Here is a 12476-nt window from a genome sequence, read left to right as displayed (position 1 = left end):
GCCACTCCCGGGCGTGTTGGGGGCGCGTGGGCGTCTTTGCGTGGTGGTCCGCCCCCCCCGCCGTAAAACACACGGCCCCCCCGCACCCCACCCCGGGCGGGGGGCCACTTCTCATGGTCCGGTTACGGAGTGGGTGCGGTGAATCCGTCGAGGTCGACCCAGTAGCCGTCGTCCTCCATCAAGCGTTGTTCCTTGATGAAGTCGCCGAACGGCCGCATCGACTGGGTGTTCTGCCAGTTCGACATCGAGGACCGGCCACACGGCTCGTTCCACGTCGGTGCCGGGGTGTTCGGCCGCAGGTGGAGCGTCATGGTGTCGTCGGCGTTCCGCTTGAGATAGGTCTGTATGCACTCCGCGCCGCTGTAACCGACGGGGTTGGGGCCCGCCGAGTTTCCGGCGCTCTGGGCGGAGTTGGCAAACGCGAACTCGTCACAGCTTTTCGAGTCGGTACGCGGCTCCCCTGCGTCCAGGGGCCACTTGTCACTGAACAGACCGGTGCCGCTGTAGGCCTTCCACTTCCTTCCGCAGATGAGCTGACGGTTGCGATCCGACTGGACCTTGCCTGAGCCGTCGACGGACATCTTGTTGCCCAGGTAGGTGAGCGACTTGCCGCTGCTGCGCTGACCCCACTTGATGTTGGTCTTGCGCCACATCATGTCGATGTGTGCCGCGGCCCCGGGAAACTTTTTGGAGTTCATGACATACGTCGGCTTGTAGCCCGAGAACACACAGCCGGTACCTGCGCTGGAGACCTCGGTGTCGCAGCGGATGATCAGCTTGGCGCTCTCGAATTCGGACGGATTCACGACCGAAGTGCTGTTGACCTTACCGCCGAGAGACAAGTACGGGGTGATCGAGTTCTTGGTGGTGCCGCTGGGAGCCCACTTGAACCGCGTAGTGACGGTCCGCAGGAGCGTGTCGCCCTTGGCGAAGGTCTTCGACCCGTTCCAGTCGACGCTGGTGATGTCGCAGTAACCGCGGCACTTGGCCGCGTAGTCGAAGGTGGCGCTGTTCACCGAACCGTCCATCGACTTCAGCCGGATCGTGGCGACCTGCGAGAACTCGGCACTCTTCGGGTCGAGGTCGTACGTCATGTAGAGGTCGAAAGCCGCGCTTCCGACCGGAACGGTGTTCGAGTACTCCGTCATCGCGTAGTCGCTGTGGATACAGCCGGTGGTGCGCTTGCGGGTGAGGGAGTGGTTGACCGTCGAGCATGTCGCGGTGCTCGTGGCGGCCATCGGCGCCGCCGTGGCGGATTTCGCCGAAGAGCTGGGGGCCGCGGAGAAGCGGCCGTCGGTGATGTCCTCCTCCGGCTCGACCGGCGCCGGATCCGGAGCGGTCGGGTTGGCTGTCATGTTGCCGGTGAGTGCCTGACCTTCGTACGTGCCCGGGACGAACGCCACCGCGTCGAAGGCGATGTCTGCCGAACCGTTGCCACCGTTGAAGTTGTCGAGCCGCACCTCCGGGATCTGGTCACCGAATTCGTAGGCGCCCACTTCCACCCACTTGTTGGCCTGGTTCGCCGCCTGCGAGATCACCGCCTCCTCTTCCCCTTCGGGCGTCTGGATCCGGTACACGGCGTTGATGGTCTGCGCCCCGTGGTCAAGTATGTGCGCGAAGATCTTCGCCTGCCGCGTGGTGTTGGTCAGCGGAGCCTTGAGCTTCCACGTGCCGGTCACCTTCAGACGCTCGGCGTCGGCCGAGTTCGACTCGGGCGAGCGGCTGTGCGTGAACCAGAAGTGGTTGCCGTAGCCCGCACCAATCTGGTGCGTGTCGATCTTCCCCGGATACGTCGTGACGGTGGTCGGGTTGTCCGTCCCGTCGTTGGTGAGATCCATCTGGGTGTCCCACGGGACGTAGCTTAAGGTGAATGTACCGTCCGACTTGACCGGTCCACAGCTTCTGGAGACCGATCCCGCTGTCACGGTGCCGTTGGGAAGGTCATCGACGAGGAGCGCGCCGGCCGGGAGGTCGGAGGTGCAGCGGGGCGGGTAGGAAGCGGCGTCCGGCTGTTCGGGGTATGTGGTGTTGAAGCGGTGTACGGCGCTGCCACACTGCGGCTTGGTGCCGTCGGTGGTGACGCACTTCTTCCAGCTGGCGGGCTGGTTCCACCAGCAGTGCAGCCAGTGCGGGTTGCTGGTCTTGTCGCCCGCGTCCAGGGTGCAGGCGCCGAGGCCGGGGTCGTTGGAGTCGTTGTCGCCGATCTTGCCGGGGTTGCAGGAGTTCGTCGCGTTGCAGAACAGGTCGACCGGGGGCTTGGCTGTGGTGCGGAAGGGGACGCTGTTCCACCAGGCGGGCTTGAAGCCGGCCTGGAAATCGTTGGGGGCGAACATGGCGGAGAGGGGGCGGCCGGCCCAGCCGATCACCTTCTCCTCGTACGGCCAGTTCTGCGGCTGAGCTGCGTGGCTGTAGTCGTCTCCGCCGCCGGCCTTTTCCAGGAACGGCAGGCGGTTTGCCTTCCAGAGGGGGTTGGCCGGGTTGTTGGTCCAGCCGACGCCCCTGTGGCCGGCCAAGTCGGCGGTGTCGTAGAAGCCGGAGTTGTAAGCCCACAGGGCGAAGAACCAGTTCTCGATCCACTGCGGGTGACCGTTATTGATCTTCAACCCGGCGCGGTTTGTCTGGTTCCACTTGTCGGAGAGGATCTGCGCGCCGTAGGCGATGTTCGCGGTGTAGTCCAGCGCGACCGCTTCCTGGGTGAGGGTGCTGAGTGCGGTCTCACCTGGCTTGGTCTTGCCGGCCAGACGCATGCCGTCGGTGGCCTGGGTGATGCCGTAGCCGCAGTCGGCCTCGGACCAGTTGACGCGCCACGGGTCGGCCTGCGCGCCGCTGGCCGTGTACTGCACACCGTAGTTGTTGCCGATGAGGCTGTTCGAGGTCACACCGGGCACGGCGAAGCGTGTGGCCTGCCACATGTTCGACTCCTGCGCGGTGATGCCGAGCAGGATCTGGGCGGGAATATGCCACTTGTCGCTGGTGCCATCCTCGGTGTCGAGCTTGCCGTTGGGGTCGCCGTCAAGGACCTTGGGCGGGAACAGGCCCTGGGGCTGGTAGCCGCCCATGCCGGTGTTCTTCCAGTCGGCGGTACGGTAGAAGTCGAGCTTTCCGACCACGGCCTGGTCCGCGGCCCACTCCACCTGTCGGGGTGTGGGCTGGAACGCCTGCTTCTTCGGATCATTGCGCGCGACGGCGCAGTACCGCTCGTCGGAGCCCTCGGAAGGGCCTTCGGGCGAGGAGAAGGTGGATGCCTGTGCGCCCTTGGCCGTCGAGGTTCCCTTGCCGCTCTTGGGCTGGGGGAGTGCCGGGGAAGCGGTGATGCCGGTCTCGGCGTCCTTGCCGGCGGCCGCGGGGGTGGCGTCGAGGGTGACCGACTTGCCGGTGGCCACCACGGTGAGCTGGGTCCGGGCGGCCCGGACGGCTTCGGCCTCCGTCGGGGTCTTGCCATCGGCCCACGTCGTGGAGGCGGCCGCGTGGCCGAGGGTGGACATGCGCGCACCCTTGGCCAGGTTGCCGGGGTTGGCCACGCGGGCCGGCAGCTTGCCGTCGGTCTTCGCCTTGCCGGTGATGAACACCTGCCCCGACGACGTACCGGTGAGGTCCCACTCGCTGAGGGTGCCCGAGGCGACCGTGACGGGAGCGGTCCGCCCGGCGCGCGTCTTGGCGGCGGTCAGGTGCTTGGCCCTGGCCTGCGGCTTCTTCGACGCGTCCTTGTTCAGGTCGCGTTCGATGAACGTCACGCCACCGTCGCCGTCCGCGGTGAGCTGGAACGGGACGGTACTGGTGCGGGCGAGCTCGGTCTCCTGCTTGCCGTCGAGACGGACGAGCTTGTTGCCGTGGGCGGCGACGATGCCGCTCTTCGTGGGGATCGCCGAGGTCACCTGGCCGGGAAGGACGACAGGGTCGGCTGCCTTGCCCGTGGTGGCGTCGATGCTGACCAGACGGGTCCGCTGCTCCTTGTCACCGTCGTGGGTGAGCTGGGTGAACACCGCCTGCTCGCCGTTGCCGCAGCCGGGGCTGAAGTAGGCCAGCGAAGCGGTGAAGGGCAGCTTGGTGACCTTGCCCGACGTCAGGTCGACGACGGCGGCGAACGCACCGCGGACCATCAGCTCGGGCTTGTTGGTGAACGTACGCGGCGCGTAGGCGACGGCCGCGTACTTGCCCGACTCGGTCAGGCAGGCGTTGCCGATCCAGGAGTCGGCATCGAACCCGTCCTCGCGGAGCGTGGCGGCGGTCTTCCAGCCGTAGCCCTTTGCCTCGTCAGCGGTCAGGAGGTGAAAGCCCGTTCCGTCACCACTGGTTGTGAACGCGGTGTCCGTGGATTTCTCGTAGCCCTTGCCGAGCAGGCCGGCGCGGTCCTTCGCGGGGATCGCGGAGGGCTCCAGGGAGACCTTCTTCTGCTGCTGGGTGGTGTCGCTCCACCCCTGCGCCGCGCCCTTGGGCGGCTTTGGCTCCTCGGCCTGCGCGGGCAGGCTCAGCGGTATCGCCAGCACGGTGGTCACCGCAAGGGTGACCGGCACGCGCAGACGGAAACGTATCTGTCTCAACTGTGTTCCTTCATGGTTACTTGACTGCCTTCGCAGCGGTAAGGACCTCGCCCATGTGCTTCTTGATGGCGGCAAGCTGGTCCTTGTTCTCCTCGATCAGCCGCTTCTGGACGGCCGACTCCTCCTTGAACCAGACCTCGATCAGACGGGTCTGCTCCTTGCAGTCGATGTCGTCCAGCGCGAGCTCGATCGCGTTCTTGGTGGTGCCGTCGCCGTCGGCATAGCCCTGCTCCATCGCCCGGTACGGATCGGCGACCTTGCGACCCTTGTCCTTCATGCAGGCCGACCAGCTCTTGAGAGCCTCCTCGACCGGCTTCAGCGGCCGGGACTCGGAGAGGCTTGTCGAGGCGAGCCCGGAGACGAATCCCGGATCCTCCTCGTTCACCTTGAGCTGCCGCTTCGACCAGCCGGCACAGCCGTCCTCGTGCACCTTCTTTCCGTTGTGCTCGGCGCGCGCGGGCTCCGGGACCCCGCCGAAATGGCCGTCAGCGCCCTTGGCTCCCTTGGGCGGGGCGAACTCGGGCTTCTTCCTCCCGGTCAGGACCTCCACCTCGATGCCTGAAAGCCCCTCGTCGACGGATACGAGGCTCCGGGTCAGCTCCTTCGGCAGCCCGTACCCGTACTTCTGTGCCTGTGCGCGGTCGCTGAGGCCGTAACGCCGCTCGATCGAGACGGCGTTGCTGTGGGGCGGCGGGTTCGCGCCGGGACGCGGCAGATCGATTGTCAGCCCGTACTCAGACATGCACCGCGTCTGCAGGGTGCGGAGCGCGGTGTCGACGGTGACCTGACCCGCGTAGGAGGGCAGGTAAAACTCAAGCGGCAGCTCCAGGCCCTTGACCAATCCGGAAGTGGGCACCTCCGCAGGCCAGTTGGCCTGGTCGATCGGGGTCCTGTCCTTCGCCGAGTCGGAGGCCGATCCGGACGAGGAGCAGGCACCGAGCGAGATTGTCGCGAGCATGACAGTAGTGGTGACGGTCGTTCGCCTGAGGACGTGCATGGGCTTTCCTTCTCTACGTAACGTGAAGTGGTCCACGTGCGTGGCGCGTGCCGGCCGCGGGCGACGAGGACCGGCCTGCCAAGGTGACCTCGGTGCCGGTCAAGCCGGTGGCCCAGGTTGTGCTGCCCGAACATCACCAGAAGTGACGAGGCGCTGATCCTGAAGCCCGCCAATCGCGGTTTCGCGCACGGCGAATCCCCTCCCCTTGCTTCCCCCTGCAGGAGCACCTCTTCAGAGGGTGATCCCGGGCCTTGTCTCTCTGGAAATCCGGCATCACTACCGACTCAAGGCCATCAGGCTGAATCCTGGCAGGTCTTCTCTTGAGTAGCAACGGCGAACGGACCGCAGCGAAGCCCCTGCTGACAGGGGCTCAGCCTATACACCAAGCAGCCCTGGCCTAGATAGTGGGTTGTTCCAGAATCCAAGCTAGAACTGATCGGTAAGCAACCGCTATGTTCATTTGCCGCGTTGTAGAGATGATCTAATGGAGGAAGTCGCCGCGAAAGAGCGCACCAGAATCGTTGCAGTTGCGCTTCATCCGTCAGCGATCGAATGGGCACAGCGTGGGCAACGACAAGGGTGCCATTACTTGACAGATCGTCAGATCAGGGGTCGTTCACGACGCCAGTAGCGGCTGAGGGGCGAAACCCTGACAGCACGCTTCTGATGAAGTGATGCCCTGCCAGGCCACTTATGTCCTGTGCCTGCTGAGCGCGAGTGGTTCGAAGGGCATCGACGCTGGTAGCGAGGCGGGAGGGCTACGGGATGCACAGGGCCCAGACCCACCGAAGAGGCTTGTCCTCCTTCCTTATATAGGGGTGTCAGGCTGCGCAGGATCCGGCACTGCTTAGAGCTCGTAACAGGATCTTGCTGAAGTGGCCTGGTCGCCGTGACCGGTGTGACGATTCGGCCGTTCGGGAGTGTGTGAGTACTCGCCGGTGGATCGTGGACGACGACTTGTGGTTGCTGATCGAGCCGTTGCTGCCGCCTTGGCCGGAGCGGTCGCCAGGGCCGCGGCCGGTGCCGGACCGGCTGTGCCTACAGGGGATCCTGTACGTGCTCTGCAACGACATCGCCTGGCAACTGCTCCCGCTGGAGCTGGGGTTCGGCTCCGGACAGACGTGCTGGCGGCGACTGGAGCGGTGGCAGAAGGCCGGGGTCTTCGACCAGCTCCACCGCATCCTGCTTGCCGAGCTGCCACATCCGCGCGAAAAAGGGGGCGCCGACACCGGTCCGTCGCCGGTCGACCGGCGGAAGACGGGCAGCAAACACCACCTGATCTGCGACGGACGCGGCACTCCGCTCAAGGTCATCACCACAGCGGCCAACGTCAACGACGTCACCCAGACCCTCGCCCTGGTCGACGGCATTCCGCCCGTCGCGGGCAGGCCCGGCCGGCCCCGCCGACGCCCCGAGGCCCTGCTCGGCGACAAGGGCTACGGCTCGAACCCGAACCGCGATGAGCTGCGCAAACGCCGGATCCTGCCCGTCATCTCCCGCAAGGGCTGCCCGAACATCAAAGACATGGGCAGGCTCCGCTACATCGTGGAGCAAACCTTCGCCCTGCTCCACCAGTTCAAACGACTCGCCGTCCGCTGAGAACGCCGCACCGAACTCCACGACGCCTTCGTCTCCCTCGCCTGCAGCTTCATCTGCTGGCGCCGACTCAAGAAGGCCCGCTCATGATCCTGTTACGAGCTCTTAGCGATTTCGATTCCCCAGAAAGCCGCTCGATACTGATTGAGCCCGAACTTAAAAACGGCCACGATAGTCAGTACCGTGCGTTCGAAGCATTCTGATTCTTGAGCGCGGGAAAGAGATTCTCTGCTGGCCAGTAGTCGCCGCAGGTCGGAGCGAAGGACTGACTCAGGCCGCCATAGCTAGAATTGCAGTAGACGCGATAGTAGGCGGAGCATTCCCCATTCGATGCCGAAGCCGAAGCATTCTTGAGTGTCAGATCCGCGCCCGAACCACCCCTACACGTGTTGTAAAGATTGGACATCAAGCCATGCGAAAATACGAAGCGAACAAATATGGCACCATTCGGCGAATAGCCAGAGTGATCCGATATACTTCTGTTCGTCACAAAACATGAGCTTGTCGAGTAATTCGTCTGCTCGCCTCGGCTGTCGTAGTACAGGGCGAAGCAGTAGCTATTATTTGGCAGAGGTGCACTCGTCGGCAGAATACGTTGTTACCGCCCGAGCATCGGGCGTCACGAAGAATGTGATCGAAAGGGCAAGCAGGGCAGCAAATGACATGCGCAGTACTCTTGATATCACTTTTCAGCCCCGCGCGCCTTGTACGCCTGCGCAGCCTTACTGACTACGCGATTCTTGTCGTCTCGCTCTCTATTGAGAGTCGAGGCATCCTTTGCTATCTCTTGCTGCTGCTTTGACTCTTCCTTCTCGTGCCAGAGCTCCACGAGCTTGGTCTGGCCTTTACACTCGACGTCGGCTATCGCGATTTCAATTTCGCGAGCGCTAGGTGTCGCAGAACTGACATCCACACCAAGGGATTCGACGCCATCGATAGGTGACTTGATATCGAGTCCGCGCTTCTTCATACAGGAAGACCACTGCGCGATCGCCTCTTTGACATTCGTGTCGTCTTTCGCTGCCAAGAAGGCGCGGCTTTCAGCGTTCGCGGCCGTGGGCGTCTGCGGCATGGGGAACATTCGCTTGGCCTCCCCCCGGCATCCACCATCAGGAATCTTCTGACCCTTGTAGATGCCGCCGGCTACCTCCGTCCCGGAGCCTGTGAAGACGGCTTCCTCGGCGCCCTTGGCAGGCTCCCACCGCGAGGGCTCGGGCATTTCCGAGAGATGATAACCACGCGTCTTGGCGGATTCTAGATCAGCAATACCATATCGACGACCCATGTCGGAATCTGCTGCCCCGGTGGCCACCTGTAGCGACGGCTCCGGAGGGCCGAACTTTTTGAACCCATATCGGGCCATACAGGAGCGCCACTGGTCCTGTGTCGCGACCTGCCAGGCGTATTGCTCGCTTGAAGTGCTGGAATATCCGTCAAGCGGAAGGGTCATGCCCTTCGTTAATCCCCTGGTCGGCGCCGCGGGTATGGTGTCCAGGGAAATACGGGTGGGCGCTGCCACCGCAGCCGGATCCGAGGGCTGACCTTTAGTGGCCGTTCCGCATGCTGCCAGAAGTCCTATCGTCGCAGCAACGACAACAGTCCGAGAATATTTACTCAATGCAACCTCACCCCACGCTTCTTCGATCGTCTGCACAATTTACCGCAAAGGCTCATGCGCGCGATTCATGCTTTCGCGGCCCTAGGCGGTTGATAAACTGGGATGGCTAAGACCAAGAGAAGACACAATGGGGGTGCGAGTAGACTCTTCCCCCGACGCCCTGAATCCCCACCCTGGACGTTTACAAGCATTAAACCATGCTACATTTTCAACGTGTCCCCCTGGGTTTCCAGGTGTGGTGCCCGACCGCTCCCCGCGCTCGATGGGCTGTCATAGCGGCCGCCAGCCAACACCATGATCAGTTCGTACAGGATTCTTCCACATGCCCCTTCCACGCAACGGTCTGGAATAGGCCAGTACGAAGGGTTGTCCCGTAACTGCTGGTCATGGGTGAGATGATCTTGTGGTGGCTGGTGTGATCACGGCGTCGGAGCCGTCCTGGATAGCCCCGTTCACCGGGCTGAGCCCGCGCTGTTTCGGGAAGCTGGTGACCGTGCTGCGGCGTGAGGGGGCGGACGCGGTCCGCAAGGGCCGGCCGTGGAGCCTTCCGCTGGAAGACCGGACACTGCTGGTGGCGGCGTACTGGCGCACGAACTTGACGATGCGCCAGCTCGCTCCGCTGTTCGGGGTCTCGAAGTCGGCCGCGGACCGCATCATCGACCACCTCGGGCCGATGCTCGCCCTGCAGCCCCGCAAGCGGTTCGCCAAGGACACCGTGCTCATCGTGGACGGCACCCTGGTCCCGACCCGGGACCATTCGGTGGCGGCGCAATCGAAGAACTACCGGTACTCCACGAACCACCAGGTCGTCATCGACGCCGACACCCGCCTGGTCGTCGTGGTCGGCCGGCCGCTCGCCGGGAACCGCAACGACTACAAGGCATGGGAGGAATCCGGTGCCAAAACCGCCGTCGGCAGAACACTCACCATCGCCGACGGCGGCTACCGGGGCACCGGACTCCTCATGCCCCACCGCCGCCGCAAGGGCGAAGAACTGCCAAAGTGGAAGCAGGCGCACAACAAGTCCCACAAGCAGGTCCGCGCCCGCGCCGAGCACGTCTTCGCCCGCATGAAGACCTGGAAGATCCTCCGCGACTGCCGCCTCAAAGGCGACGGCGTCCACCACGCCATGCGCGGAATCGCACGCCTGCACAGCCTCGCCCTCGCCGGATAGGCGAGCGGACCCACTGCCACCGGCCCTGCCCCGGGCGACTCAAAGATCATTTACGGGACAACCCTTAGGGCTTGCAGAGAATTAACCTGGGTGTTTCAGCTCTTGACAGACCAGGTCATGCAGGGTGTTCGATCACAGGTTGATTCTCTGCAAGCCCTTAGGTGTCTCCGGTGCGAGCTAGTGCGAGACACAGAGCTCGTTGCCCTCCGGGTCGGCGAGTGTCGTCCATACGCTGGGGCCCTGGCGGCCCTCGTGGAGGTGCGTGGCACCGTTGGCGATGAGGCGTTCGACCAGTGCCCTCGGGTCGTCGGAGCCGGTACGGACGTCGAAGTGGGCCCGGTTCTTGACCGTCTTGGGTTCGGGGACGAACTGGAACAGGACGCGGGGTGCGCGCTCCAGGCCCTCCGGGTGGCGGATCGCGGCGCCCGCCTTCCAGACGAGGGTGCCCCGGTGGGTCTTGGTGTCGTCCTCGCTCGCGTGGCCCGCCTCGATCAGGCCGCGGATGAACTGCTCGTCGCTCGGCTCCACTTCCCAGCCGAGGGCCTCGGCCCACCAGTCGGCCAGCGTGTGCGGGTCGGTCGAGTCGATGGTCACCTGGAATGTGTACGCCATGCCGGGACCCTACTGAGGTGGCGGCGCCGTCGCCACACGGCGCAAGGGGTCACGGGACGCGGGTCACGGGACGCGCGGCGCGCGGCGCGCGGCGCGCGGCGCGGGCGTCACCGGCCCGTCGCCCCGCTCCCGGCGGTGAGGTGCGCGGCGACCAGCGCGGCGAAGGTCAGCAGCCAGGCGCCGACGGCGATCCAGAGCAGAACCTCGCCCAGCGGGCGCAGCCAGGCGACGCCGGCCGGCCCCGCCACGGAAAGGCAGGCGGTGGCCGTCATGCCGAGCGGGAAGACGGTGGCCCAGCGCCGGATGTCGTAGCGCGGCCGCGGGTGGCGCAGCTCGGCGGCGAGGAGGACGACGTACCAGACGAGGGACAGGGCGAGCAGGGCCAGAGTGACGGTACGCAGGGTCGTGTGTGCCGAACCGGTCCATACGGGTGACGCGGTGAGCTTGGATCCGGCCAGAGCGGAGATGGAGAGCGCACCGCCCGCCACCCAGTGGTCACCCGCCCCGCCCGCCACCTCGCGCAGGTCGAAGCGGAAGAGAGCCGCCAGGTAGAGCAGCAGGCCGAGGCAGAAGGCGGCCAGCGCCGCCCGTGCCAGCGGGTCCCGGTGGCCGGCGTCGGCGAGGGACGCGGCGAGGAGGGAGAGTCCCTGGGTCGCCACGCAGCCGAGGAAGGCCGCTCCCGGCATGCGCCGCCGCCAGTGCCGCAGGACGTTGAACAGCAGCCCGGGCCAGAGCACCGCCGCCGCCACGAGCAGCACGGCGGCCGCCGTCTGCCAGCCCTGCTGCGAGAGCCGGGCCCCGATGACGGTGGTGGCGGCGACGGCCGTCAGCGCGGCCGGGGTGTCGGCCTCGGCGCGGAACCGCCCGCGGTCGCCCAGCAGCCGGGAGGTGAAGTCGGCGGCGAGTACGAGCCACAGCGCCCCGGCGACGACCAGCGCGGCCAGTGACGCCGCCTCCTGCCCGGTCAGGTGCAGGCCGACGGAGATGATGCCGGTGGCCATGACGGCGGCTCCCGCCGCGGGCGGGAGCCCGGTCCACCAGTCACGGCCGGGGAGGATGCTCACGCGTCCAGCGGACCCCACGGGTCGGCCGGCCGCCCGCGGACGGGGCCGACGCGCCGCGGGAACCACACGGCCGGCCTCGAAACCTCCTGCACGCAAGATCAAGCGAACCTGCGCGCGATGCACAGGCGGGGATGCGGGCCGGTCCTAGGCTCGGACTCAGACGCGGACCTGCCGGTCCGTCACAGGGGAGCGGACCGGCGGGTCCCCGATCCCTCGCGCGGGCGCGCCGATCCGCGCGCCACCGGCGCGGCCCTCCGGGTGCGGGGTAGCGTCGGATCCGCCTCGGTGGGTGGGTGGCCGGAACTCGTGCTTGCCAGCCCTGTTAGGCCTACCTAACCTATGGCTCGCCCACGCTCGAGAACGTCGGCACGACTTCGGGACCCGTCCCCAACCGAAGGAGCCTCCCCCCATGAACGCACGTCTCAACCATGCCCAGCCCTACGCCGTCGGCCTGTTCCGGATCGTCACCGGACTGCTCTTCGCCTCGCACGGCGCCGCTTCCCTCTTCGGTGTCCTCGGCGGTGCGCACGGTGGCGGAACCGTCGCCGCCGGCACCTGGCCCGGCTGGTACGCCGCCGCCATCCAGCTCGTCGCGGGCGCTCTGATCCTGCTGGGTCTCGGCACCCGGGCGGCCGCCTTCGTCGCCTCCGGTTCGATGGCGTACGCGTACTTCACCGTGCACCAGCCCGGTGCGCTGTGGCCGCTGCAGAACGGCGGTGAGGCCTCGGCGATGTTCTGCTGGGCCTTCCTCCTGCTGGTGTTCACCGGCCCCGGCGCCCTGGCCGTGGACGGGCTGTTCTCCTCGCGTTCGGCGGCCTCCGCCGGGCGGCGGGACGAGAACCGCCCGGAGGCCGTCACCGCCTGAGGAATCGAT

Annotated in this window: 7 protein-coding genes and 1 pseudogene; 3 read left to right on the top strand and 5 right to left on the bottom strand. The window is 66.0% G+C overall.

From position 1 onward, the window contains the following. Window positions 1-122 precede the first annotated feature (122 nt). Window positions 123-4541, bottom strand: a complete 4419-nt coding sequence (locus ACFY04_RS13685) for a hypothetical protein (RefSeq protein WP_389116469.1) — start codon at window positions 4539-4541, stop codon at window positions 123-125. Window positions 4542-4557: 16 nt separating this feature from the next. Beyond that, the gene (locus tag ACFY04_RS13680; protein WP_389116468.1) at window positions 4558-5499 is read right to left on the bottom strand and encodes a hypothetical protein; all 942 of its coding nucleotides are present in this window, start codon (window positions 5497-5499) and stop codon (window positions 4558-4560) included. 981 nt (window positions 5500-6480) lie between these two features. Between ACFY04_RS13680 and ACFY04_RS13675 the strand changes: the two are divergent. Then, a pseudogene (locus ACFY04_RS13675) lies at window positions 6481-7224 on the top strand (IS5 family transposase). 592 nt (window positions 7225-7816) lie between these two features. Here the strand turns inward: ACFY04_RS13675 and ACFY04_RS13670 are convergent. Further along, window positions 7817-8788: a hypothetical protein gene (locus ACFY04_RS13670; RefSeq protein ID WP_389116467.1), complete on the bottom strand. Its 972-nt coding sequence runs from the start codon at window positions 8786-8788 to the stop codon at window positions 7817-7819. A gap of 370 nt (window positions 8789-9158) precedes the next feature. Between ACFY04_RS13670 and ACFY04_RS13665 the strand changes: the two genes are divergently transcribed. Next, a complete protein-coding gene (locus tag ACFY04_RS13665) occupies window positions 9159-9926 on the top strand; it encodes a transposase (RefSeq protein WP_389116464.1) in 768 nt (255 codons plus the stop codon). 177 nt (window positions 9927-10103) lie between these two features. Here the strand turns inward: ACFY04_RS13665 and ACFY04_RS13660 are convergent, their stop codons facing one another. Both ACFY04_RS13660 and ACFY04_RS13655 read right to left on the bottom strand, forming a co-directional pair. Beyond that, window positions 10104-10538, bottom strand: a complete 435-nt coding sequence (locus ACFY04_RS13660; protein WP_389116462.1) for a VOC family protein — start codon at window positions 10536-10538, stop codon at window positions 10104-10106. 107 nt (window positions 10539-10645) lie between these two features. Continuing rightward, window positions 10646-11602 (bottom strand): tellurite resistance/C4-dicarboxylate transporter family protein, encoded by a 957-nt coding sequence (locus ACFY04_RS13655; RefSeq protein WP_389116460.1) that lies wholly within the window; start codon window positions 11600-11602, stop codon window positions 10646-10648. 409 nt (window positions 11603-12011) lie between these two features. Here ACFY04_RS13655 and ACFY04_RS13650 point away from each other — a divergent pair, with 409 nt between their 5' ends. Further along, entirely contained in the window at window positions 12012-12467 is a 456-nt protein-coding gene (locus ACFY04_RS13650; protein ID WP_389116458.1) for a DoxX family protein, read from the top strand. The last annotated feature ends 9 nt before the right edge of the window (window positions 12468-12476 follow it).

Origin of the sequence: Streptomyces sp. NPDC001549 (assembly GCF_042894025.1) — a bacterium.
GTDB lineage: Bacteria > Actinomycetota > Actinomycetes > Streptomycetales > Streptomycetaceae > Streptomyces > Streptomyces kutzneri.
This window is presented reverse-complemented; position numbering and strand designations above follow the sequence as displayed.

Excerpts from the sequence above, each read along its gene's own strand:
- ACFY04_RS13650 (WP_389116458.1), top strand. The coding sequence starts at position 12,012 with ATGAACGCACGTCTCAACCATGCCCAGCCCTACGCCGTCGGCCTGTTC.
- ACFY04_RS13660 (WP_389116462.1), bottom strand. The coding sequence starts at position 10,538 with ATGGCGTACACATTCCAGGTGACCATCGACTCGACCGACCCGCACACG.
- ACFY04_RS13680 (WP_389116468.1), bottom strand. The coding sequence starts at position 5,499 with ATGCTCGCGACAATCTCGCTCGGTGCCTGCTCCTCGTCCGGATCGGCC.